This window comes from Thermosipho globiformans (assembly GCF_003990895.1).
GTDB lineage: Bacteria > Thermotogota > Thermotogae > Thermotogales > Fervidobacteriaceae > Thermosipho > Thermosipho japonicus.
The window spans coordinates 59,027-82,694 of the sequence record NZ_BHXD01000002.1 but is presented as its reverse complement, the minus strand read 5'-3'; the positions used below and the strand labels follow the sequence as shown (position 1 = coordinate 82,694).

The following is a 23,668-nucleotide window of genomic DNA, read 5'->3' as shown; positions in this document are numbered from 1 at the left end:
AGAGGGATTTCTTACCCTCTTTTACCTTTTTAAAACTGAATATTTACATTACTCAATTACTTATTTGAATTTATTTTAAGTAAAAAATAAAAAACTCCAACATACACAAATATATCCCCTATACTAATTACGTAATATTCTCTCCATGGAAGTATAACTGGGATCCAATCACCTAAAAATAATTTCCAAGAAAAGTTATCTACAACTAAATGCCTCATACCAACAGGAAGATTAAATTTTTCAACCCAGCAACTTAAAACTGGCATTCTCCAATTATTAATCATCATAACAAAGGAATTTAAAATTGTTCCAATTGAAATTAATGAAAAACCAGGGATATGCTTGTTTAATATCAACAAAACAAGTAAAAATGCAAAAGAAAGTGGCATTAAAATTTCTCTATAGCTTGGAATCATTTGTAGAATAAAAGGTATGGGAAATAAATAAAAATATCTATAATTTCTTTCTATTACATGTTTAATCCGTTTCGTAAATATAGAAATCAAAAAAGCTATCAAGAATATGTATACTATCATATACTACCACCCTCTATTAATTTTAAAAATATATTTACAATTTCAGGATCAAACATGATACCAGCATTATCTTTTATAAACCCAATCGCTTGCTCTTTCGACCAAGCCTCCCTATATGGCCTATCACTTGTTAAAGCATGATAAACGTCTGCTATCATTAAAATTCTAGACTCTAATGGAATTTTTTCACCACTTATTCCTTCAGGATAACCCTTTCCATCCCATCTTTCATGATGGTGTAAGACCCACTTTGCAACTGTTTCCTTAAATTCAGTTATCTGACTTAAAATTTCATACCCTTTTTTTGGATGTTCTTTCATTATTTCATACTCTTCACGGGTTAATTTTCCGGTTTTTGTAACTATAAAGTCAGGTATTCCAATCTTTCCAACATCGTGAAGAAGCCCTGCAATTTCTATCAAATTTAGCTCTTTATCCTGCATTCCTAACTCCTTTGCTATTGCTATCGAAATCTTTGCTACATTCTCACCATGCCCAAATGTATAGCTGTCTTTTTCTTCCAAACTCTTTGCAAGCGCAGTAAGTAAATCAAGCTTTGCTTGTCTATATTTTGTCGCATAATAATTTCCAAGTTGTATTCCTATAATTGTAAAAAATGAGACAGGAATTGCAGAAATACCAATAAATTTATACAAAATGTAAACTATAACCGTATTAATTGCCGTTGAAAAAAAGTTTGTTAATCTTCCTTCACCTATCATTTTAAAAACAAAGTCTTTTGAAAAACTTTTATACATAAAAACTAACATAAGAAAGACAAAGAAAAGGTTCATAACAAAGTAAAAAATTGAAATCAGTGCAACTACAAATGATGAAAATATCAAATTATTTTTCATTACATTAGGGAATACATTATATAACTTAAAAGATAAAAAGATCAAAATTCCGATCGATGAAACATTAAAAATAAAGTAATAATAATTTTTTGAAAATAAAACATTAGATCTTAAAACCAAGAAAACTAAAAAAGGAATTATCAATGCATTAGAAATATTTAAATGTATTGCAGACAAAACACTAACAATAAGCCCAGCACTTAAATACATCTCATATTCTATATCTTTATCATCAAATTTATTTTCAAAAAAGGTTTGAAACCTTACAGGAATAAACTCAAAGAATAAAGAAAAAAGAAAAAAAAGATAAAAATCTATATTTGAATAATCAAATCCGTATTTTTTAATAGCAAAGAACAAGAGGGCCACATATATGGCCCCAAGAGCTAAACTATATATATGAACCAAACTTTCTTTTAAATCTAAAGCTACTTTCTTTTTCTTCACCCCATCACCTACTACTTCTTTTAGACTCTTTAGTAAGATTATAACACAGCAGCTATCCAAATAAAAAAACTAAACTACTTTCCACCTTTTCCTGGCCATAAAGTAATGTTTCCAACTGTTGAAATTACAAATGGAAGTGCCACCAATGCAAAAACTATCACCTTTTTCCAAATTTTTTTCATAACTCCCTTCCCCCTTTCCAAAGTTTTAGAATTGAAACTTATTATTATCACAATATTCATTTTCGTTATTTATTATAAAATTAATTTACATTATTGTCAACACAGCTATGGAATCTTCCAAAATTATTTTACAACCATTTTCTAATATTATTTTAAAACATTTTAACTACTTTTTCCTAATAAAAATTGTAATAAAAGTTTTATTTCTTTTAATTTTCTTTAAAAATTATTAATACTTAATTATTTTGGTATAATATATTTTAGGATGGTGAAAAAAATGCAAAGCAAAAGTTTATACAGCTTTCTTGAGCTTTCAATAATAAATCTAATAATATTTATCCTCGATTTATTATTTAAAAACTATGGTTATATTACTGTAAATCCTAATCCCTATCTAATATTAAATTTATATGTTGCCATTAGATACGGAACAAATATATTCTTTGCTTCTGCAACATTGAGTACATTTTTTTACTTTTTATCTATACATATTCAATATGGCCTAAACGTATACTTAATTTTATTTTCTTGGCCAGTGTTAAAAATACCACTTTTCATTCTTTCCCTTGGTTTTCTTATTGCGTTTTTTAGAGATAGCTATGTTCAAACAATAAATGAACAAGAGGAAAAAATAAAAATACTTTCCAAAAAAATTGATACATTAGAAGATACCATTAGAAAATATGAAAATCTAACAAATGACTTGCAAAATAAATTACTACTGGAAAATAAAGGCGTCTCTATATTTGTCGACAAACTTAAGGACATTGAATACAATAATCCAGAAGATATTTTTAACGAAGCTGTTGAATTAATTTATGACTTTATTGAAGCAAAAACGGTGTCTATATATACATTAAGCAATAACGATTTTTTAAGATTAAAAGTAAGAAAAGGCCCCCAAATCCTTCCAAATTCTTTCCCTCTTGAAAAATCCAAAGTACTTTTAACCACAAAAGATTTAGGTTTTGCCTCCGCTAGCATACTATACCTTTCTAATGTTGATATAGATTTTTCATTTGAACCAGCCATGGCTTCAAAAATTGAACATATGGGAAAGATCTTAGGGTTTATAGTTATAGAAAATATAGACCCTGAAAAAATAAACAAAAACACAGAAACATATCTTAAAATACTATCTGATTGGCTATCAAACATGTTATATGTTTCATCAGAACTTGAAAATCAAATAATTAAAAACGATATTGAAAAATTCAATTTCATTTTTGAAAAGATTGAAGAAAGGTTTGAAAGGTTCAAAATTCCTTATTCATTTATAAAAGCAAAAATTAAAGAAAACTCTAACATAAAAAATATTAAAAAATTTATTCGCGAAACAGATTTTGTATTTTTTGACGAAAAAAATTCAGAATTAAAAATAGTTCTAACCTCATGTAATTCTATTGGACTAAAAAGAGTCCTAGATAAATTAAAAGATTTTAAACAAATAGAAATCGAGGAGGCATATACAAAAGAATGAGGAAATTCTTTGTTCTCGAATTTATATTATTTTTAATTGGATTATTTTCTCTAATATATAAGGAATATTTCTTAACTCTTTTTCTGTTATATCTGGTAGGTAATGCTCTTATTACAATTATATATAAGCTTGATTTATGTCAAGTAATCCTTTCAATTTTCATGTTCCCTTATTTTCCACTTATACAATTTTTTATTTTAAAAGAGCAAACACCTCATTACGTACCATTGGATTTTGAGTACAAGCCAATAGAAACTATCAATCCTTCTTATAAAACAATTGATCTTGCTCCTTTTCATGTAATGTTAAAATATGGTGATAAGGGACAAAAAAAAGAAGCCATAAGATTAATTTTAGAGCTTACATCAAAAGAGGAAATTGATTTTAATGAAGGTCTTAAAATGATCTATACAACAATATCCAAAGAAAACGATCAAGATGTAATTCTTTATGCAACTGAAGCTTTAAATTATCTTGAAAAAATTTTACTAAGAAAACTATATGAATCAAAAGATAAAAATTCTGTTGATTATGCTAGATACTCTTACTATTATGCAAACTCTCCATTTTTAGAAAAAGAACAAAAAATTGAATTGTTAAATAGTACAAAAAAATTCCTAGAAGATTTTATTAAAAAATATCCATACAATATTGATGCTCTTACACTACTTATTAAAATTCTAGAAGATCTAGAAGGACATGAAGAAATTGAAAAACTACTGGAACTAAAACTTGCAAAAATTAAATCTAGAGAACTTTTTGAAATAGCTATACTGTATTATTTGAAACATAGAAAACATTCTAAGGTAAAAGAGTTGTTAACAGAATTCCATAGCTATAAATACACATTCAAAAACGAAAGTCTCAAAATTTTATTGGAGGGATAAAATTGGATAAAGTACTCTTTGGCCTGGTATTAATACTAATATTTTTAGTCATTGTTGTTAATATAAACCAAGTTGAGGCAACATCAGCTGAAGAACTTAAAAAACTTCCATTTGATAAAAGAAGTCTTTATATTAAAATGACTGAGCTTTACGACAAACTTTACAAAAAAAACAATCTTACAATAGATGATATCAAAGATGTTGAAGAATTAATAGAAATATCTTCGATATTAAAAGAAAGTAAAAAGCACGAATTTGCTGAAAATCTTAAATTTTTAATCCTTACCAATGAATTAGAAAGACTTAATCTTACCCCAACACAAAGGTTAGGTCTCTATATTCTTAAACATAAAAACATTTCAAAAGAAGAATTGCAAAAATTAATAGAGGGTGAATAAATTGAAAGTTGGAATAATTTTTGAAGGAACTTATCCTTATATTGTTGGTGGCGTCTCAAGTTGGGGAAATTCTTTAATTTCAAATATGAAAGATGTAGAGTTTTGTGTTATCCACGTAGGTGATGTTCCAAAAAAGAAAATCCCAAAGTATAAACTTCCAAATAATGTTACAGATTATTTTGAATATTATCTTTTTGCAAACTATAAATTTTATAAAAAAAGAAAAATAGGAAAAGAAATTACAAATGCTTTGGAAAATATAATTTCTTATCCTTTTGATGAAAACCTTATGGGCAAAAATCTATATGAATTATTTAAAAAAAATCCCTCTCTTGATTTTACAAGTATATTTAAATCTCAATATTATTGGGGCACGATTGTAAGCTTTTACGAAAAGTATCTTCCATATGAAAACTTTACAAACTATTATTGGACATTATACTCAATGCTTATTCCATTTTTAAATTCTATGACAGTTGATCTTCCAAAGTGTGATGTATATCATACTATTACAACCGGTTATGCTGGCATTTCGGCCATTCTAAATGGTTTAAAATACAATGTCCCTGTAATACTTACTGAGCATGGGATATATCATAGAGAAAGGCAGCTTGAAATCCTAAGAGCTGATTGGATAAAAGAAGAATTCAAAACAGGTTGGATTAAGTTATTTAATACAATAAGTTCTGTAGTTTACAAAGGCTCTGAAAAAATAACAACCCTATTCAGTGAAAACCAAAAATATGAAAAAGAATTTTGTTCTATAGAAGAAAAATTCTTAATTATTCCCAACGGTATAGATACTAACAAATTTTCAAATCTTACATATAGGAAAAGAAAATCTCCATTCAATGTTGGTCTAGTTGGACGCGTTGTGGAAATAAAGGATATTAAAACAGCAATTAAGGCTGCAAAAATTGTAAAGCAAAGAATAAAAGATTTTAAGCTCTTTATTATTGGACCAACAGATGAAGAGCCTGAATACTTTAGAGAGTGCAAAGAGTTAGTTGATATTCTAAATTTGCAAGATACAGTTGAATTTACTGGTATGGTTGATGTAAAAGAATATTACCCAGAATTAAATTTAATGATTCTATCCAGTGTAAGCGAAGGTCAACCCCTTGTAATATTAGAAGCATTTGCCGTAGGTATACCAGTAGTATCTACTAATGTTGGTGCATGCAGGGAACTTATATATGGAAGCAAAGAAGATTTTATATCACCTGCCGGAATTGTAGTAAAACCAAAAGATTTTATATCACTTGCAAAAGCAATAATTTATATGTATGAAAATGATAAATTTAGACTCAACGCATCAGAAACTGGAAAGAAACGTGTCCAAATGAGGTATAGATTAGACCAAATGATAGAAAACTACAAAAAACTGTATCTTTCGGTGGTGAAATAAATGGCAGGTGTGGGCTTCAAACTTAATAAATTATTTTACAAAAATCAAATATCAACAGACGTTCTTGCAGTAATATATTCAATTTTAACATCGTCGGGACCTTGGATAATAACAACTATATCTTTATGGGTTGTTATATATTCTTTAAAGTCAGCAGATATATACTTTAATATGGCTGTTATATATGCATTCATACTTTCGATTATCTTTTCTGGTATTTTTTCCATGTTTCTCTCACGAAGAACCTCAGATCTTATATATTCGAAAAAATATGAAAAAATACTTCCTGAAACACTTTCAATAATCCTAGTAAATAACTTAATTGTAATTACTTATCTTCTAATATTTTTTCTAATCTTTAAACACGACATCAAATTCATTCTTTCCTTTTCCTATTTAACCACTTCACTTATAACATTATGGTTAATATCGGTATCATCACTTGCCACTGATTCAATAAATTGGTATATATTTTCATATTTAACTATGGGCATTTCTTCAATAATCCTAGCAAAATATTTTGGAATTATAGGTTATGCAATCGCAGTAAATATAGGAATAATAATAAATGTATTCGTAATTATTTATTATTTTGGTTCAAGTTCAAAAAAAATTTCCTTTGAATGGCTGAAAGAAGTTAAAAACTACTGGCAAAACCTATTAATTGGTTTTACTTACTATCTTTCAATATGGATAGACGACATAATAGTTTGGAATCATCCAAAATTTGGTGAAGAACCAATTAGTGGATTTAAATTTTCATATGTATATGATAGTCCAATGTTTTTTTCTTATCTTACTATAATTCCAACAATAACAATGTTTATTCTTGTTTTAGAAACTAGATTCTACAAAAAATACAAAAGTTTTTATGACTCTTTGATCAAAGGTCACGTTTTATCTGAAATAATTCTATTAAAAAACTCTATGGAAAAAGAATTAAAGCAAAATATAAGTCTTACAATAAAAATTCAAGCACTTATAACAACAGTATTCTTCATCCTTAACGAGCTTGAGTTGCTACCATTTTCTAATCAACTTTCAAAACCTATACTTCGTCTTGGATTAATAGGTGCCATGCTTAATGGATTTTATTTAATGATGCTTTTGTTAATACTTTATTTTGATTTTAGAAATCTTGCCCTTGCAATAAATCTAAGTGTCTTAGGTTTAAATGCTCTACTAAGTACTATATTTATAAACAAAATTGGGTATGCAGCCCTTGGTTCAGGTTATGCATTTTCATTTGCAATTGGAACCTTTATTTCATATAACTTGCTCAAAAAAAGAGTCAACAAAATTATACAAATAGAATATTCAAGACAAAAGGTTGATCTTGAAGAAGGATACTATCTAAGGTTAAACGAACTAGAACAAATTAGGGAGGAGTTAAAATGAAAAAAGTATTAATAATATTTTTAGTGGTAATTAGTATTATTACATTTTCACAAAAAAAGTTTCTTCTGCTCTATAAGGGCTCTGAACAATATGGAGAATACATGTTAAAGGACTATGTAATTCCCTATCTTGAGAAAAATAAAATAAACTATGAATTACTTGATGTTGAAAGAATGAACTTTTACCGCATAAACTCTAATGACTTTTCAACAATAATAACTTGGTATTATTCAAATGATCTTGAAAACTCTGTATTATATCTTAGGCAGCTTTCAATATTTATAGAAAATGGTGGAACTTTTTTCTTTTTTAACAATATTGGTGCAAATGCAGATGCAAGGGAATTAAATAATGTTTTCAACAAAATTGGAATACATTACAAATATGGATACAAACAATTAACTAATTATCAGATAGAATACGAAAGAAACTTTTTTAAAACGTCTCCAAGCACTGATATAAGCAGGCCAGTTGAAGAATACGAAGTATTCAGTAAAGACACAAAAATAATACTTTCTTTTAAAACAATTGATAAAAAGAAGTATCCAATGATTTTTCTCTCAAAAAACGGCGGTGGTGCAATATTCAACAGTTTTATCGACAAAGAAGGAAATGTTATACTAGATATTCAAAAAATATTACACTATCTTACAAACAAAAAAGTTGGAAGGGAAAATAAAATTTTAGTTGTTTGCGATAAATATGACAAAGAATTCTATCTTGAAAAACAATTTCAACTAAAAAAATTACTTGAATATGCAAAAATAAATTTTGAAACAGTTTACGTTGAAAAATTTTTTGACCATTCATATATAGATCTTACACCTTTTAGATATATAATATGGATAACTGATTCAAAATTTATAACTACTAAAACTATTAAAAGATTTATAAATAACGGTGGAACATTTTTATTTATAACAGATCTTTATAATACTCCATGGAATAACAATATAGTTACTGAGAAAAACAACATAAAAAAGATATTATTCAATAAAAAGTTATTTTTCTTGTCAAATACAGATGAAGGTTGCGAATTTGATATAGATTTTGATATTGACTTTAATGTTGATCTTGACGCCTCAAACATAGTACTTGCAAATCTTGTTGGAAGCAAACCTATCCCAGCCGTTTGGTACAAAAAAGAAGGAAAGGGATACATAGGTTATATATATCCACCAATAATAATGAAGGAAACAAGAGGATTAATTCTTCAGTGTATTCTTGAAATGCAGGATTTTAATATATCTGGATTTCTTAATTCTTTTATATTTTATCTTGATGATTTTCCAATCCCCTCATATAATGTATCAAAAAGAGATGTAATAGACACAGATTTTTACTATAAGACGTGGTGGAAAGATATAAAAGCTTTTGCAAAAAGTTACAACATTAAATATACAATAGTAACACCGTTAAGTTATAATGGAGTTAGCAATCCTCCTTTTGAATTTTCCGAATATCTAATAACTCATTTCCCAAAAGATACTCTCATAGAAATAGATAACTCAGATTTTGAATTAGGACTCCACGGATATAATCATCTATCCTTAACAAAGAAAAATTGGCCAAATCCTCAAAACATAATTGAAAGTTTAAAAGCATCTAAAAAATTCTTAGAATCAATATTGGGTCATAAAATATTTTTAAATAGCTATGTAGCACCAAATAACATAATAGATGAATATGGCGTTCAAAACCTTATAAAAGCCTTACCTGAAGTTACCACTATAGGGACAACGTATAGCTCTACAGATGAATTTTCAGAATATATGATTTACAATAACAACGTTGTGATCATACCAAGAACTACATACGGTTATTATCCATTAAAAAGAATCCTTATTTCTAGTATAAATACACTTGCAAATTTTGGAAGCTTTCAACACTTTATACATCCCGATGATTTTTTTGCAAAAGATAGAAATCCAATGCAAAAAGATTGGGATGAATTAATATCGATACTCGACAAATTTTACTATAAGATAAAATCAAAAATGCCTTGGCTAAAAAATTATACAGCTTCTGAAGCATATCCTTACTTTCTTGATTATTTAACTCAAAAATACGAATACAAGATAAATGAAAATTATATAGAAATAACAATTCCAAATTATTCACTAATGCCCAAATACTTTCTTTTAAAAACTAAACTCCCTGTAGAAAAAATAATTGGAGGTAAAATTGTTTCTTTTTATCTAGAAAATGATATATACATAATCCAAATGCAAGGGACAAGAATGAAAATTTTCTTTTTGAGGTGAAGACGTGGAAGATATTATTAAGCTACTTACGATTGGAATACTACTCTTTTTAATCATACAACCATTATCCATTGAAAGAGTTGAGGTACCTCTTATATATCAACTTCAAAAAATTAATTTAAGAACAATCTATGCATACTACAAGCCTAAATTTTTGATTATTGATGTCCAAGATATTGATGAAAAGGATATATACTATATTAAAAAGCTTAAGGAAAATGGAACAACAATTCTTTCTTACTTAAGCATAGGTGAAGCCGAAGATTATAGAAGCTACTGGAAAAAAGAGTGGTATAAAAATCCGCCTGAGTGGCTAGGAAGTGAAAACCAAAATTGGCCTGGAAATTACAAGGTAAAGTATTGGTATAAAGAATGGCAAAATATTGTTTTTAATATGATTGATGAAATCTTGAAATATGAAGTAGACGGTCTCTACCTCGATCTAATTGATTCATTTGTTTATTGGTCAGAAAATGGATACCCAAAAGAATTTACAGCATTACAGATGATTGACTTTGTCTTTCAAATCTCAAATTATGTCAAAAGTAAAGGAAAATTTTTAGTCGTTCCACAAAACGGGGAAAATATATTAGATTACGATCTTTTAAACAATTATATAAATGCTATCGATGGTATAGGAATAGAATCTTTATTCTTTAAATACACAAAAAGAATTAATGAAAAAATTACTTTAAATAGGCTAAAATACATACAAAAAATTCAAAATCAAGGTAAATTTGTTCTAGTTACAGATTATATATTTTCACCCTTTTATGACAACAGTAAAATAATAAATGAATTTATCGAGTTATGCAAAAAACATAATTTTTTTGGATATCCAGCAAATAAAAATAAAAAACTTTCTGATATTTCTGGTGGACTTAAATATTTTAAAGAAAAAGAGGCCAAATAAGTTGGCCTCCTTATTTTATATTATATTATTTCATATCTTTGCCTTTCCCATTCTGTAACTGCAATTGAAAAATCTTTCCACTCAAGTTTTTTCATCTCTAAAAATTTATTGAAAATATGCTCTCCCAAAGCTTCTTTTATTAGCTCGCATTTTTCCATTTCATCTAAAGCTTCTTTCAAATTTGAAGGTAAATGATCAATTCCAAAATTATCCTTTTCTTCTTCTTTCATGTGATAAATATCCTTTTCAACTGGAAGAGGTGGCTCTATTTTATCTTTTATTCCCTGTAACCCCGCTTTAATTATCACTGCTAATGCAAGGTAAGGATTACAAGAAGGATCTGGAGATCTATATTCAATTCTTGTTCCCATTCCCCTTGCCGCAGGAACTCTAACGAGTGCTGATCTATTTGCAAGAGACCATGCAATATTTACCGGTGCTTCGTATCCTGGAACAAGCCTTTTATAACTATTAATTGTCGGATTGGTAACAGCAGTAATTGACTTTGAATATTTTAATATTCCACCAATAAAGTATCTCATATATTCAGAAATGTCTCCCCTCTTTTCATCAAAAAACATATTTTTTTGCAAATCAGTTGACAGCAAACTTACGTGTACGTGCATACCACTACCATTTACACCAAAAAATGGTTTAGGCATAAAGGTTGCATATAGATTATTTTTTATCGCTAAAGTCTTTATAACCAACTTTACTGTTTGAACTGCATCTGCCGCAGAAAGTGCATTACTGTATCTAAAATCAACTTCATGTTGGGACGGTGCAACCTCATGGTGAGTTGCTTCAACATCTATCCCCATTTCCTCAAGCATAACTGCAACTTCACTTCTTAAATGCTCTGCAATATCTACTGGCAAAAGATCAAAATATCCACCTTCATCCAAGAACTCAAACGAAGGTTTATTGTTCTTTCTTGGAAGAAGGAAAAATTCAACCTCCGGACCTGCATGTGGGACAAATCCCATATCTTTTGCTTCTTGCATCACTTTTCTTAATCTAAAACGTGGGTCCCCTTCAAAAGGTGTGCCATCTTGCTTGTAAACATCACAAATAATTCTAGCACTTCTTTGTCCTTCAAGAGTCCACGGTAAAATTGCAAAGGTATCCGGATCTGGTTTTAAATACATATCAGATTCATTGATTCTAACAAACCCCTCAATTGATGAGCCGTCAAACATAATACCTTTTTCAAAGGCCCTTTTCAAATCTGCAGACGGAATTTCTACATTCTTCAAAGCTCCGTTAATATCGGAAAACTGGAGTCTTACAAATCTGATTTTCTCATCTTCAATTATCCTGAAAATCTCGTCAATTCCCACAGATAACACCCCCTAACATTAATAAAAAAGAAAAATAAGGCATTTAATGCCTTTATAGCTCAATTATAACACATTATCGCTAAAAATCAATAAATTTCAGACAAAATCTTTAAAACTCTTTTAAAATCTTCTGGAAGAGGAGCTACAAATGTCATTTTTTCTTTTGTTGTGGGATGATAAAAAGAGAGTTTTAATGCATGAAGCATTTGTCTTGTAGCGCCATAAATGTCATCTTTTTTTCCACTACCGTATAACTCATCACCTAATAACGGATGGCCTAAGTATTTCATGTGTATCCTTATTTGGTGTGTTCTTCCGGTTTTAGGAAATGCAAAAACAAGTGTTGCATCTTTAAATCTTTTTAATACCTTAAAATATGTAAGTGCATTTTTGCCCCAATCAACTGCGGCCATCTTGGTTCTTACCACCGGATTTCTCCCAATTGGAACTTCTATAGTTCCATAATCTTTTTTTACTATACCTTTTACAATTGCCGCATAAACTTTCTCGGTTACTCGATCTTTAAATTGCTTTGATAAACTCTGATGAGCCTTATCATTTTTTGCAACTACAATAACACCGCTTGTATCCTTATCAAGGCGATGTACTATTCCAGGTCTCAATTCCCCACTTATACCTTGAAAATCTTTGCAATGATACATTAATGCATTTACAAGCGTGCCAGATGTAAAAGATGGTGTTGGATGGGTTATCATTCCCGCACTTTTGTTTACAACAATAATATCTTTATCTTCATATAAAATATCCAATGGAATGTTTTCTGGCAAAATTTCTACTTCTTTAGGCTTTTCTGGAAATTCCAAAAAAACAACATCACCAAGTTTTAATTTATAACTTGGTTTTTTTATTTCATCATTTACTCTTATCTCCCCACTCTTTATTGCTTTCTGAATGTACGTTCTTGAAATCCAACTCGGTGCTTTCTCCTGAACGAATTTGTCCAGTCTCCAACCTTTCTCCCTCGCTGTTACGTTGATCTCCAATATCTCTCCTCCAAAGAAGTACTAATCCTATACCAATTCCACCAACCAAAATAAAAAAATCCGCTAGGTTATAAATAGTCGGCCAGTAAGGCATAGTAATAAAATCTACAACATAACCAAATCTTATTCTATCAACAACGTTGCCAAGCGCTCCGCCTATAATAAATCCTAAAAACATATTTGTCCAGAAAGTTAACTTCTTAAAAAGCGGTATAATTGAAAGACCAATAATAATCACAAGTGTTAAATAAATAACTATTTCCTTAGAGCTTGAAAACAAACCAAACGCCACGCCTTTGTTTGTTGCATACGTTAAATAAAAAAAGTTAAAAAGCCGCGTTGGATTAAATCTCCAATACTCTGTTGCAATATATTTTGTAATTTGATCAATAACAAAAGCAAGAGTAAGCCAGAACAAAAAACCACCTCACAGTTTCCTGTATATAAATGGTGATGCAACTTCAAATCCAAGTTGTCTGTAATTAAAAATTCTTTCTGTATTTCCAATAAACAATATTCCACCTGGCCTAAGGGATTTTGCAAATTTTTCATACAATTCCATTTTTGTCTCCATTTCAAAATATATAACAACATTCCTACAAAGAATCAAATCATATCCAGTTTCAAATCTATCTTGGAGAAGGTTGTGCCTTTTAAAAATAACTCTATTTTTCACATTTTGTTTTACTCTGTATGTTCCTCTACTAGTTACTTCAAAATATTTTTTTAAATATTGTGGTGGAGTACTTACAAATGATCTTTCCTCATATTCACCCATTCTTGCCTTAGTAAGAACACCAATGTCGATATCTGTTGCATGAACTTTTGCAGTAGATGGTGCCTTGAGTTCTTCAAGAAGTATTGCAAGAGAGTATGGTTCTTCTCCTGTTGAACATCCTGCACTCCAAGCCTTAAATTTTGAACCACTTTCTTTCAAAAGTTCAGGTATAAATTTATCTCTAAGTTCCCACCATTTTTCTGGGTTTCTAAAAAACTCAGTAACATTTATAGTCATCCTATCAAAAAATTCTTCCTTCTTTTTTTCATCTTTTTTTATAAGTTCATAATACTCCTTGTATGACTTTAAACCATACTTTCTAATTAACATCTCTATTCTTCTTTTAACTCTATGTGGTTTATAACCTGTAAGATCAAAATTGAAATCTTTTTTCACAACTTCTAAAAACCAGTTAAATTCTTCCATTGAAAATTCTTGTGTATTACCAGATAGAGAATTCAATTGAAAACTGTCTCTTTTCTTTTTGAAATCCTCCAATGACATATATTTCACCCCATTTCCATTTAAAATTTACCTCATCATCGTTTAAAAATAAAAAATTTTCATTGTCTTTTAATACAAATCCAAATTTTCCATTAACTGGCACAAAATAAAATCCCATGTTTTCATTGTTAATATTTAATGCAAATTCTAAACCAAATTTATCAAAATAAACAACTATACCATTATATTCAAACCCAAAAATATTTTCCGTACTATTTTCAAAAAAGACTCTATAATCACTATATTTTAACGCAAAGCCATACATATCTTCGTTAAATATAAAATCAAAAATATCACTATTAAAGTAACTATAATTGCCATAAAAGCCAGTAAATCCCCAAACAATATTTAAATTTTTTTCATAAGGATTTACACTTACATAAAATGGTATCTTCTTATGAAAATAACCATACTCAACCGAGTATGTTTCAGAATATAATTCAAAATTAATATTTAATTGTTCTGGTCTCAATAATGGAAAGCCCTGCTCCCATTTAACAGGCAAATCATAACGAAGCAGGGCCTTTATATTCCAAAATTCTATATTTTGACTTATACTAAATCCATATAATACATTAAATGGATCAACCCAAAAACCTAAAATATTTGAAAAAATTGTTAGAGGAAATAAAAAGAAAAATATTACAATTTTTTTCATCTTATCCTTCTAGTTTTGACATTATTTCTTCAAGCTCTTTATCATCAATTTCAAAGTTTGCATAAACTTCCTGTACATCATCATTATCTTCAAGAACACTAACCAATTTCAATACTTTTTCAGCATCTGCACCTGTTACTTTAACAGTATTTTTTGGAATAAATGTTACTTTTGCTTCACCTTCAAAACCGTTTTCTGCTAATTTATCCTTTACTTCAGTTAACATATCAGGAGTTGTAATAACTTGAATTGGATCATCTTCAATTATGTCTTCTGCACCAGCATCGATTGCAACCATTGCAAATTCTTCAAAATCAGCAATTTTCTCTTTTGGAATTTCAATGATTCCTTTTCTTTCAAATATCCATGCAACTGAACCACTTTCTGCTAATGAACCACCGTGTTTACTTAAAAGGTGTCTCAATTCTTGAGCCGTTCTATTTTTATTATCTGTCATTGCATAAATGTAAAGTGCCACTCCAGCTGGAGCGTATGCCTCATATATGATTTCTTGATAATCTACACCTTCTAATTCTCCGGTACCTTTCTTAATTGACTTTTCAATTGTATCTTTAGGCATATTTGCTGCTCTTGCTCTTTCCAAGACTGCCCTTAATCTTGGGTTTGTTTCTGGATCTCCCCCACCTTCTCTAGCAGCAACTATAATCTCCCTAATCAACTTTGTAAAGATCTTTGATTTTTTCGCATCTTGGGCAGCTTTTCTGTGCTTAATATTTGCCCACTTGTTGTGACCTGACATTTTTTTACCTCCTTCAAAAAATCCTTATCATCTACATTATACCATAAATCATTTTCTATCTTCCGGTTTTATAACTTTATCTATCAAACCGTATTCCAAAGCTTCTTCAGCTGTCATAAAAAAGTCTCTATCTGTATCTTTTTCAATTCTTTCGATTGGTTGGCCTGTATGAAAACTTAGTATCTCATTAATTTTATTTTTTATTCTTAAAAGCTCCTTTGTCATTATCTCCACATCTTTTGCAGGACCTTCTGCCCCACCTAGTGGTTGATGAATCATTATTCTGCTATTTGGCAAAGAAAATCTCTTTCCTTTTGTACCTCCAGCAAGCAAAACAGCTCCCATAGATGCTGCTTGCCCTATACAAATTGTAGCAACATCACATTTTATATACTGCATTGTATCATATATAGCAAGCCCTGCACTTACAGAACCACCAGGTGAATTTATATAAAGTTGAATATCTTTATCAGGATCTTCTGCTTCTAAAAACAAAAGTTGGGCTACAACCAAATTAGCAACATGATCATCTATTGCACTTCCTAAAAATACTATTCTATCTTTAAGTAGTCTTGAGTATATATCGTATGCTCTTTCATATTTTCCGTTGCTTTCAACAACCATTGGAACATACTGATTAATTATTTCCTTCATCCTCGCCACCTTCTTTGTTTATATCAACAATTTCCCTCTCAACATTTTCTGAAATCTTATCTAAAACCTTATCAACAAAAATCATATTTTCTACTTCATTTCTTACTTCTGCTCTTTCTTTAACTAATACTTTTGCTCTTTCAACACTAATACCCCAATATGGAGCAAGAATTTCTGCATATTTTTCAAGCTCTTCATCAGTTGCTTTTCTTTCAATATTGTATTCTTTAGCAATTTTTTCAATTGCTGCTTCCTTTTTCAATTCGCTAACATAGTATTCTCTAATTGCTTCTTTAGCCTTTTCTTCATTATCATATTTTTTTACGTACTCTTCGTATTTCCCTTCCTCTTTCATGTTACTTACAATCAATCTTACTGCATAATCAATTGTTTTTTCTGAAATAAACAATTCTGTTGCTTCTGGAAGTTGTGCAAGAATTTGTTCTCTAATTGAATGCTTTATTTCATCATCGTATATTTTTGTACCTTCTTCTAAAATTTTATTTTTCAACTCATCAAGTGTCTCTAAATGCATTTCAGTTAAATTATTCTTTACAAATTCATCGGTAAGTTCTGGAAGAATTCTCTTGTAAACATCTAAAATCTCTATTTTGTAGTGATAAACTATTTTTTCTTCTTCACCTTTTTGAAATTCTCTATCAAACTCAACAACATCGCCTTTTATGTGTCCTATAAGATTTTGAATTGTAGGTCTTTCATCATCTTTATAAAGTACATACTCATCTTCATTACCATCAACCAAAACCTTACCTGTTTCTTTGTTAGTTACGTATGTCTTAACTCTTACTAAATCGTCAAACTCTGCTGGTCCTTCTTTAGGCTCTAATACTGCATTTTCCTCTCTTAATGTTTTTAATCTTAAATCAAGATAATTTTCTAAAACTTGATCTTTGTTTGCTACTTTTACCTTGATTTTCTCAAAATCTACTTTAGCTACTGGTTTTTTGTGAAAATTAACAACTATTCTTGCACTTTCACTATTTATTTCTTTTTCTGCAATTTCCGGTATAAGTAACAAATTTGACTCTTCCTCAAAAGATTTATATATTTCCTCAACTAATTGTTCGAAAACAAAATAATCATAAAAATCTTTTCCAAATCTAGCTTTAAAAACAGAAAGAGGAACTTTACCCTTCCTAAATCCCTCTATAGTGTACTTTCTATTAAGTTCATTTAATGTTCTCTTTTCAGCTCTTTGTATCTCTGCAGAATCAAATATAAATTCTTTTGTCACAATGTTTTTATCAACACCAAGTTCTTTAATTTCCATACCGCACCTCCTCAAGAGTAAAAAAGGGGGTATTCCCCCTTACTCTTCTATTACAAGCTTAATTAATGACATTTCTGCACCGTCGCCTCTTCTTGGACCAACCTTATAAATTGCTGTATATCCACCTTGTCTGTCTAAGTATTTTGGAGCAATTTCATCAACTAACTTGTTTACCAATCTTCTATCTCCAAGTGCTTTGAATATTTCTCTTCTCAATGCAACTTCTCTTTCCTTTTTATCAGCTTTTTTTGCTTTTACAGCCTTTGTCATTAATTTTTCAAAGAAAATTTGTACAGCCTTTGCTTTTGGAGTTGTTGTAATTATACTACCGTGTTCAACAATTTCTCTTGAGAGATTTCTTAAAGTTGCTTTTCTATGGCTTCCATATCTACCTATTCTGTGTCTTTTCATTCGATGTCTCATTTCAACTTTCCCCCTTTCCGAAGCTGAGCCCAAACTTTTCCATCAACTTTTCTTTTACTTCATCAAGTGATTTTTGACCAAAATTTTTGATTTTCAATAGTTCCTCTTCTCCTCTACTCAACAAATCACCAATTGTTTCAATTTTATCGCGTTTTAAGCAATTTAGTGCACGCATTGATAAATCTAACTCATCAATTTTTCTACTTAAAATATCATTTTCATCAACAACCTCTTCTTCAACTACGCTTACTTCGCTTACTTCAGCAATATCCTTTTCCTCATCAAATTCTCCAAAACTTTCTTCAATAATCCTAAAGTGATCGTTTATTATTTTAACAGCTTTCTTTAATGCATCTGATGGCTTAATATTCTTCTTTGTCCATATTTCCAATACTAACTTATCATAGTCTGTTTTTTTACCAACCCTAACATTTTCTGCAATCCAGTTAACTTTTAAAACTGGATTATAAACTCCATCTAAAACTATCCAACCTATATCAGGTTTTTCATTTCTTTCTGCTGCAGGCACAAATCCTTTTCCTATAGTTGCATAAAGCTTTATTTCCAAATCTGCATCTTCATTTAAAGTTGCAATATGTAAATTAGGATTTGTTACGCTCACACCTGCTGGGACTATTATATCTCCTGCTTTTATCTCACCAGCGCCTTTATGTTGAATTGTCAACTCAACAGGCTCTTCTACATAATCTTCCATTGAAAGCTGAACTTTTTTTAAATTTAAAAGAATCTCAAGAATATCTTCTTTTACACCTTCGATAGTATCAAATTCATGATATTTTTCTGGCCTTACAAATTTTACGTCCGTTATTGCAAGAGAAGGTATTGAAGATAGCAAAACTCTTCTCAATGTATTTCCAATTGTTGTAGCATAACCTTTTTCAAGAGGAGAAAGCACATAACGTGCATAATAGTAATCATCCGATTCTTTGTGCTCCTCCATCTTAAGTCTTTTAGGCATAACAAATTCCATATTTTATCACCTCGAGTACAATTCGATAATTGCTTGTACATCAACTGGAAGATCAATAACCTCTTCTAGTTTTGGATTTCTTTCGTATGTACCTTTATAATTTTCATAATCAACTGTGAGCCATGGCATTGTATTTTTATCTTTATTCAACTCAATTGCATTTTTAACTGGTAAAATATCTCTACTCTTCTCCCTTATTTCTATTACATCTCCTGGTCTTACCTGGTAAGAAGGAATAGTAACCTTTCTACCATTTACCAAAACATGGCCATGATTTACTAGTTGTCTTGCAGTTGTTCTATTAACTGCAAATCCAAGTCTATATACTACGTTATCGAGTCTTCTCTCTACTTGAACTACAAGATTTTCACGGGTATCTCCTGATTTTCTGGAAGCTGTTTCATAATATCTTCTAAATTGTGTTTCAAGAACTCCGTAGATTCTCTTCATTGTTTGTTTAGCTCTTAATTGAATTCCATATTGAGTTAATTTTTTCTTGTCTCTTCCATGATCACCTGGAGCAAAAGGTCTTCTATCAAAAGCACATTTATCTGTAAAGCACCTTTCACCTTTCAGGTACAACTTCATTCCTTCGCGTCTGCAAAGTTTACATTGTGGACCTGTATATCTAGCCATTTATTTCCCTCCCTTAAACTCTTTTCTTCTTTGGCCTGCAGCCATTAAATGGAATTGGTGTAACATCTTTTATTACTCCTATCTCGAGTCCAGCTGCTTGGAATGTTCTTATTGCAGCTTCTCTTCCTGAACCTGGACCTTTTACCAAAATGTCAACTTTTTTCATACCAAGCTTGACTGCTTCTTTAGCAACCTGATCGGCTGCAAGCTGTGCTGCATATGGAGTACCTTTTCTTGTTCCTTGAAATCCGGCAGTTCCTCCACTACCCCAGGTGATTACTTTACCATCTGGATCGGTCAAAGTAATTATTGTATTGTTATATGTTGATTTTATATGAACTACTCCACGATCAACTGCTAATTTCTTTTTTCTTTTGACAACTCTACGTGTTTTTTTGGCCATTTATGTCCCTCCCTATTTTTTCTTTTTAATTCTGCTTGGTCTTGGACCTTTTCTAGTTCTTGCATTTGATTTTGTTTTTTGACCTCTAACTGGCAAGCCCAATTTGTGTCTAAATCCTCTATAACATCCAATGTCAATTAGCCTTTTTATATTTTGCATAACTTCTGTTCTCAATTCACCTTCAACTTTGAAATTTTGTTGAATGTATGTTGCTATTTTACTTATTTCCTCATCGTTTAATTCTCTAACTCTTTTATCTGGATCAATATTTGTTGCTTCACAAATTTGTTTTGCTCTTGTTCTACCAATACCGTATATATATGTAAGTGCTATTTCTACCTTCTTGTCGTTTGGTATTTCAACACCGACGATACGAGCCATCTATCTCCCTCCTCAACCCTGCTTCTGATTATGCTTTGGATTTACTTTACAAATTACGTATACTCTTCCTTTTCTCTTTATTATCTTACAATGCTCGCATCTTTTCTTAACTGAGGATTGTACTTTCATGATTCCTCTCTCCTTTCTTTTTATGACTTTTTCCTATAGACTATTCTTCCCTTAGTTAAGTCGTAGATAGTAAGTTCAACAACAACTTTGTCTCCAGGCACTAGCCTTATAAAATTCTTCCGCATTTTTCCACTGATATGTGCCAAAATTTTGTGGCCGTTTTCAAGCTCTACTCTAAACATTGCATTAGGTAAAGCCTCAACAATTGTACCTTCCATCTTGATAATATCTTCCTTATTCGACAAATCCATCACCCCGCCGGGTTAAAACTTCACATCCATCCTTTTTCACTAACAATGTGTGCTCGAAATGTGCCGCTCTTTTTCCATCTTTTGTAACTACAGTCCAACCATCATCCAAAATTACTACGTGCCAGCCGCCTTCAGTAACCATTGGTTCTATAGCAATTGTCATACCTTCTCTGAGTATTACTCCCGTTCCTTTTTTACCATAATTTGGTATTTGAGGATCTTCATGTAATTTTTTTCCGACTCCATGCCCCACAAAATCTCTAACAACATTAAATCCATTTTCTTCAACATATTTTTGTATCTCGTATGATACATCTCCTAATCTAATTCCAGCTCTTACAGTCTCTATAGCTATTTCCAAAGACTTTTTTGTGACTTCTACTAACTTTGTACCAATTTCATCTGTTTCACCGATTATATACGTATACGCTCCATCACCATAGTACCCTTCATATATTGCTCCAACATCTATTGAAACTATATCTCCTTTTTTAAATACTTTCTTTTTCAATGGAAAACCATGAATAACTTCGTCATTTACTGAAACAGTTGTAATATATGGATAACCATTATAACCTTTAAATGCAGGAGCACATTTCAATTCTTTCAAAATTTTTTCAGCAAGAAGCTCAACATCCCAAGCGCTTGCTCCTTCAACTGCTACTTTTTTAGCCTCGGATAATATTGTTCCAACCGCTTGAGAAGCTATTTTTATCTTTTTAATTTCTTCCTTAGATTTAATATAAATCAACTTCCTCACCTTCTGATAATATTTAATACTTCTTTTATTACTGAATCAACATCTAAAGCACCATTAACTGTAAAAAGTTTGTTAGATTTTTGATAATATTCTATTACAGGATATGTGTTTTCCATATAAACTCTGTATCTTTTTCTTACTACTTCTTCTTTATCATCTTCTCTTTGGTAAAGCTTACCACCACAGACGTCGCATTTTCCATCAACCTTTGGAGGTAGTGTAATTAAATTGTATATCTTTCCACAATTACTACATATCCTTCTATTACTAATTCTTTTAACTACTACCTCTTCATCAACTTCAAAATAAATCACATAATCTAAATCTTTTCCAAGCGAACTCATTATCTCATCTAATGCTTTTGCTTGAGCTACCGTTCTTGGAAAACCGTCTAAGATAAAGCCATTTTTACAATCTTCCTTAGATAATCGTTCTTTGACAATTGAGTTAGTTAAATCATCTGGCACTAGATCCCCACGTTTTAAAATTTCCTCAACCTTTTTTCCAAGCTCACTTTTAGAAGCAACTGCCTCTCTAAACATATCTCCAGTTGATATATGTGGAATATTGAGTATTTCTACTAACCTTTTAGCGTAAGTCCCCTTGCCTGCCCCGGGGGGCCCCAGGAAGACTATATTCATATTGATCATCTCCTTCCTGGGAGTTTACCCTTTTTAACAAAACCTTCGTAATTTCTCATAATCAAGTGTGCTTCCATTTGTTGAGCTATGTCAAGAGCCACACCAACCGCAATTAAGGCACTTGTTCCACCTAACCAAATATTTACTCCCGTTACACCTTGAACAAGATAAGGAACAAGTGCTATTGCTACCAAAAAGAGTGCTCCGACAAATGTTATTCTATTTAATACTCTTGTTATATATTGTTCTGTTGGTTTTCCAGGTCTTATACCAGGAATGTAACCACCGTAGCTCTTAATATTTTGTGCAATATCTTTTGGATCAAAAACAACAACACTATAAAAGTATGTAAAGAAGAAGATCAACACTGCATAAATTGTAATTACTAATGGACTGGTCATTGAGAACAAGGATTTTGCTGTCTCAGAGTTTGTAAGTTGTGCAATTCCAACTGGGATGGAAACAATTGCCCAACCAAAAATTATAGGTATAACACCACTGTGATTAACTTTAATTGGTATATGGGTTGATGTTCCACCATAAATTCTTCTTCCAACCATTCTTGAAGCATATTGAACCATTATTCTTCTTTCTGCTTGTTGTACATAAATAATTCCAATAACCATCAAGAACATTACACCAAGTAAGAAAATCCATTCAAAGATATTCAAACCACCAAGAACTGCTGTTCTAAAGTAAGTTGGATACCTTGCAACAATTCCAGCAAATATTAAAACACTAATTCCATTTCCAATACCTTTCTCGGTAATCCTATCACCAATCCAAAGTAAGAACATTGTTCCTGCAAGGAGAGAAACTGTTGCCAAAAATACAAATGTCCAAAGTGGAATTACAAGAATATTTTCAAACCCTCTTGCAAGTCCAAAGGAAATAACAAATGCTTGAAGTGCACCAAGTAAAACTGTTAAATTTCTCGTTAATCTTTGGAATTTCTTTCTTCCTTCTTCTCCTTCTTTCAACATTTCCTTTAATGAAGGAATAACTGAAGAAAGCAATTGCAAAATAATAGATGCATTAATATAAGGTGTAACACTCAAAGCAAAAATAGAAAATCTTTTGAATGCACCACCGGTAAAGACATCATAAAAACTTAATAAACCACCTGCACTACCTGTACCCATTTGAGAAAAGGCAGCCCCCCATGCCTTTAAGTTCACCCCAGGAACCGGAATATATATACCTAGTCTAAAAACAATTAACATTAACAGAGTAAATACTATTCTGTCACGTAATTCAGGAATTTTAAATGCGTTCTTTAACGCTTTCCACATTA

General features: G+C 30.5%; 27 protein-coding genes. 7 read left to right on the top strand and 20 right to left on the bottom strand.

Annotated elements, in window-relative coordinates:
- Positions 1-56 precede the first annotated feature (56 nt).
- Both EO083_RS02460 and EO083_RS02455 read right to left on the bottom strand, forming a co-directional pair.
- Positions 57-536 carry a DUF5317 family protein gene (locus tag EO083_RS02460; RefSeq protein WP_126992617.1) on the bottom strand — a complete coding sequence of 160 codons (480 nt, stop codon included), beginning with the start codon at positions 534-536 and terminating at the stop codon, positions 57-59.
- Positions 533-1,840, bottom strand: a complete 1,308-nt coding sequence (locus tag EO083_RS02455) for an HD-GYP domain-containing protein (protein ID WP_126992616.1) — start codon at positions 1,838-1,840, stop codon at positions 533-535. The genes EO083_RS02460 and EO083_RS02455 overlap by 4 nt, the downstream gene beginning before the upstream one ends.
- 459 nt (positions 1,841-2,299) lie before the next feature.
- Between EO083_RS02455 and EO083_RS02450 the strand changes: the two genes are divergently transcribed.
- The 7 genes from EO083_RS02450 to EO083_RS02420 are packed head-to-tail and all read left to right on the top strand — an operon-like array spanning position 2,300 to position 10,770.
- On the top strand, positions 2,300-3,502 hold the full coding sequence (locus EO083_RS02450) for a hypothetical protein (RefSeq protein WP_126992615.1): 1,203 nt from the start codon (positions 2,300-2,302) through the stop codon (positions 3,500-3,502).
- Complete coding sequence (locus EO083_RS02445) at positions 3,499-4,389, top strand: hypothetical protein (RefSeq protein WP_126992614.1); 891 nt, start codon at positions 3,499-3,501, stop codon at positions 4,387-4,389. Before EO083_RS02450 ends, EO083_RS02445 begins: the two co-directional genes overlap by 4 nt.
- Before the next feature lie 2 nt (positions 4,390-4,391).
- Positions 4,392-4,787: a hypothetical protein gene (locus EO083_RS02440; protein ID WP_126992613.1), complete on the top strand. Its 396-nt coding sequence runs from the start codon at positions 4,392-4,394 to the stop codon at positions 4,785-4,787.
- Complete coding sequence (pelF, locus tag EO083_RS02435) at positions 4,780-6,195, top strand: GT4 family glycosyltransferase PelF (RefSeq protein WP_241229933.1); 1,416 nt, start codon at positions 4,780-4,782, stop codon at positions 6,193-6,195. Before EO083_RS02440 ends, pelF begins: the two co-directional genes overlap by 8 nt.
- Positions 6,196-7,593 carry an exopolysaccharide Pel transporter PelG gene (gene pelG, locus EO083_RS02430; RefSeq protein ID WP_126992611.1) on the top strand — a complete coding sequence of 466 codons (1,398 nt, stop codon included), beginning with the start codon at positions 6,196-6,198 and terminating at the stop codon, positions 7,591-7,593.
- On the top strand, positions 7,590-9,857 hold the full coding sequence (locus tag EO083_RS02425; RefSeq protein WP_126992610.1) for a DUF2194 domain-containing protein: 2,268 nt from the start codon (positions 7,590-7,592) through the stop codon (positions 9,855-9,857). Before pelG ends, EO083_RS02425 begins: the two co-directional genes overlap by 4 nt.
- 4 nt (positions 9,858-9,861) lie before the next feature.
- Positions 9,862-10,770: an MJ1477/TM1410 family putative glycoside hydrolase gene (locus tag EO083_RS02420; RefSeq protein ID WP_126992609.1), complete on the top strand. Its 909-nt coding sequence runs from the start codon at positions 9,862-9,864 to the stop codon at positions 10,768-10,770.
- 20 nt (positions 10,771-10,790) lie between these two features.
- Here EO083_RS02420 and EO083_RS02415 read toward each other — a convergent pair whose 3' ends face one another.
- The 18 genes from EO083_RS02415 to secY form a co-directional block, all read right to left on the bottom strand.
- The gene (locus EO083_RS02415) at positions 10,791-12,110 is read right to left on the bottom strand and encodes a glutamine synthetase family protein (protein WP_126992608.1); all 1,320 of its coding nucleotides are present in this window, start codon (positions 12,108-12,110) and stop codon (positions 10,791-10,793) included.
- A gap of 86 nt (positions 12,111-12,196) precedes the next feature.
- Complete coding sequence (locus EO083_RS02410) at positions 12,197-13,075, bottom strand: RluA family pseudouridine synthase (RefSeq protein ID WP_241229950.1); 879 nt, start codon at positions 13,073-13,075, stop codon at positions 12,197-12,199.
- The gene (gene lspA / locus EO083_RS09930) at positions 12,984-13,532 is read right to left on the bottom strand and encodes a signal peptidase II (RefSeq protein WP_126992606.1); all 549 of its coding nucleotides are present in this window, start codon (positions 13,530-13,532) and stop codon (positions 12,984-12,986) included. The genes EO083_RS02410 and lspA overlap by 92 nt, the downstream gene beginning before the upstream one ends.
- Before the next feature lie 9 nt (positions 13,533-13,541).
- Positions 13,542-14,396, bottom strand: coding sequence for a CheR family methyltransferase (locus tag EO083_RS02400; RefSeq protein WP_126992605.1), 855 nt, complete (start codon positions 14,394-14,396; stop codon positions 13,542-13,544).
- A complete protein-coding gene (locus EO083_RS02395; protein WP_126992604.1) occupies positions 14,335-15,054 on the bottom strand; it encodes a hypothetical protein in 720 nt (239 codons plus the stop codon). The genes EO083_RS02400 and EO083_RS02395 overlap by 62 nt, the downstream gene beginning before the upstream one ends.
- 1 nt (position 15,055) lies before the next feature.
- On the bottom strand, positions 15,056-15,814 hold the full coding sequence (locus EO083_RS02390; RefSeq protein WP_126992603.1) for a YebC/PmpR family DNA-binding transcriptional regulator: 759 nt from the start codon (positions 15,812-15,814) through the stop codon (positions 15,056-15,058).
- A 48-nt stretch (positions 15,815-15,862) separates the two neighbouring features.
- Complete coding sequence (clpP, locus tag EO083_RS02385) at positions 15,863-16,468, bottom strand: ATP-dependent Clp endopeptidase proteolytic subunit ClpP (RefSeq protein ID WP_126992602.1); 606 nt, start codon at positions 16,466-16,468, stop codon at positions 15,863-15,865.
- Positions 16,452-17,759 carry a trigger factor gene (locus EO083_RS02380; protein ID WP_126992601.1) on the bottom strand — a complete coding sequence of 436 codons (1,308 nt, stop codon included), beginning with the start codon at positions 17,757-17,759 and terminating at the stop codon, positions 16,452-16,454. Before EO083_RS02380 ends, clpP begins: the two co-directional genes overlap by 17 nt.
- A gap of 39 nt (positions 17,760-17,798) precedes the next feature.
- The gene (gene rplQ, locus EO083_RS02375) at positions 17,799-18,182 is read right to left on the bottom strand and encodes a 50S ribosomal protein L17 (protein WP_004101498.1); all 384 of its coding nucleotides are present in this window, start codon (positions 18,180-18,182) and stop codon (positions 17,799-17,801) included.
- A gap of 1 nt (position 18,183) precedes the next feature.
- Positions 18,184-19,173: a DNA-directed RNA polymerase subunit alpha gene (locus EO083_RS02370; protein ID WP_126992600.1), complete on the bottom strand. Its 990-nt coding sequence runs from the start codon at positions 19,171-19,173 to the stop codon at positions 18,184-18,186.
- A 6-nt stretch (positions 19,174-19,179) separates the two neighbouring features.
- Entirely contained in the window at positions 19,180-19,809 is a 630-nt protein-coding gene (gene rpsD / locus EO083_RS02365) for a 30S ribosomal protein S4 (protein WP_004101494.1), read from the bottom strand.
- 13 nt (positions 19,810-19,822) lie between these two features.
- Entirely contained in the window at positions 19,823-20,212 is a 390-nt protein-coding gene (rpsK, locus tag EO083_RS02360; protein WP_126992599.1) for a 30S ribosomal protein S11, read from the bottom strand.
- 12 nt (positions 20,213-20,224) lie between these two features.
- Positions 20,225-20,593 (bottom strand): 30S ribosomal protein S13, encoded by a 369-nt coding sequence (gene rpsM / locus EO083_RS02355; protein ID WP_004101491.1) that lies wholly within the window; start codon positions 20,591-20,593, stop codon positions 20,225-20,227.
- Positions 20,594-20,605: 12 nt separating this feature from the next.
- Positions 20,606-20,722 carry a 50S ribosomal protein L36 gene (gene rpmJ, locus EO083_RS02350; RefSeq protein WP_012057198.1) on the bottom strand — a complete coding sequence of 39 codons (117 nt, stop codon included), beginning with the start codon at positions 20,720-20,722 and terminating at the stop codon, positions 20,606-20,608.
- 20 nt (positions 20,723-20,742) lie between these two features.
- Positions 20,743-20,973 carry a translation initiation factor IF-1 gene (gene infA, locus EO083_RS02345; protein WP_038042330.1) on the bottom strand — a complete coding sequence of 77 codons (231 nt, stop codon included), beginning with the start codon at positions 20,971-20,973 and terminating at the stop codon, positions 20,743-20,745.
- Complete coding sequence (gene map / locus EO083_RS02340; RefSeq protein WP_126992598.1) at positions 20,957-21,724, bottom strand: type I methionyl aminopeptidase; 768 nt, start codon at positions 21,722-21,724, stop codon at positions 20,957-20,959. Before map ends, infA begins: the two co-directional genes overlap by 17 nt.
- A 5-nt stretch (positions 21,725-21,729) precedes the next feature.
- Positions 21,730-22,374: an adenylate kinase gene (locus EO083_RS02335; RefSeq protein WP_126992597.1), complete on the bottom strand. Its 645-nt coding sequence runs from the start codon at positions 22,372-22,374 to the stop codon at positions 21,730-21,732.
- A gap of 5 nt (positions 22,375-22,379) precedes the next feature.
- A complete protein-coding gene (gene secY / locus EO083_RS02330; protein WP_126992596.1) occupies positions 22,380-23,666 on the bottom strand; it encodes a preprotein translocase subunit SecY in 1,287 nt (428 codons plus the stop codon).
- Between the last annotated feature and the right edge of the window lie 2 nt (positions 23,667-23,668).

What these genes read in the sequence shown, in the direction of transcription:
- EO083_RS02460 (WP_126992617.1), bottom strand. Translation starts at nt 536, where the DNA reads ATGATAGTATACATATTCTTGATAGCTTTTTTGATTTCTATATTTACG.
- EO083_RS02445 (WP_126992614.1), top strand. Translation starts at nt 3,499, where the DNA reads ATGAGGAAATTCTTTGTTCTCGAATTTATATTATTTTTAATTGGATTA.
- EO083_RS02380 (WP_126992601.1), bottom strand. Translation starts at nt 17,759, where the DNA reads ATGGAAATTAAAGAACTTGGTGTTGATAAAAACATTGTGACAAAAGAA.
- EO083_RS02370 (WP_126992600.1), bottom strand. Translation starts at nt 19,173, where the DNA reads ATGGAATTTGTTATGCCTAAAAGACTTAAGATGGAGGAGCACAAAGAA.
- pelG (WP_126992611.1), top strand. Translation starts at nt 6,196, where the DNA reads ATGGCAGGTGTGGGCTTCAAACTTAATAAATTATTTTACAAAAATCAA.
- rpsD (WP_004101494.1), bottom strand. Translation starts at nt 19,809, where the DNA reads ATGGCTAGATATACAGGTCCACAATGTAAACTTTGCAGACGCGAAGGA.
- rplQ (WP_004101498.1), bottom strand. Translation starts at nt 18,182, where the DNA reads ATGAGACATCGAATGAAAAGACACAGAATAGGTAGATATGGAAGCCAT.
- EO083_RS02395 (WP_126992604.1), bottom strand. Translation starts at nt 15,054, where the DNA reads ATGAAAAAAATTGTAATATTTTTCTTTTTATTTCCTCTAACAATTTTT.
- EO083_RS02335 (WP_126992597.1), bottom strand. Translation starts at nt 22,374, where the DNA reads ATGAATATAGTCTTCCTGGGGCCCCCCGGGGCAGGCAAGGGGACTTAC.
- EO083_RS02400 (WP_126992605.1), bottom strand. Translation starts at nt 14,396, where the DNA reads ATGTCATTGGAGGATTTCAAAAAGAAAAGAGACAGTTTTCAATTGAAT.
- EO083_RS02450 (WP_126992615.1), top strand. Translation starts at nt 2,300, where the DNA reads ATGCAAAGCAAAAGTTTATACAGCTTTCTTGAGCTTTCAATAATAAAT.
- infA (WP_038042330.1), bottom strand. Translation starts at nt 20,973, where the DNA reads ATGGATTTGTCGAATAAGGAAGATATTATCAAGATGGAAGGTACAATT.
- rpsK (WP_126992599.1), bottom strand. Translation starts at nt 20,212, where the DNA reads ATGGCCAAAAAAACACGTAGAGTTGTCAAAAGAAAAAAGAAATTAGCA.
- EO083_RS02390 (WP_126992603.1), bottom strand. Translation starts at nt 15,814, where the DNA reads ATGTCAGGTCACAACAAGTGGGCAAATATTAAGCACAGAAAAGCTGCC.
- secY (WP_126992596.1), bottom strand. Translation starts at nt 23,666, where the DNA reads ATGTGGAAAGCGTTAAAGAACGCATTTAAAATTCCTGAATTACGTGAC.
- clpP (WP_126992602.1), bottom strand. Translation starts at nt 16,468, where the DNA reads ATGAAGGAAATAATTAATCAGTATGTTCCAATGGTTGTTGAAAGCAAC.
- rpsM (WP_004101491.1), bottom strand. Translation starts at nt 20,593, where the DNA reads ATGGCTCGTATCGTCGGTGTTGAAATACCAAACGACAAGAAGGTAGAA.
- rpmJ (WP_012057198.1), bottom strand. Translation starts at nt 20,722, where the DNA reads ATGAAAGTACAATCCTCAGTTAAGAAAAGATGCGAGCATTGTAAGATA.
- EO083_RS02425 (WP_126992610.1), top strand. Translation starts at nt 7,590, where the DNA reads ATGAAAAAAGTATTAATAATATTTTTAGTGGTAATTAGTATTATTACA.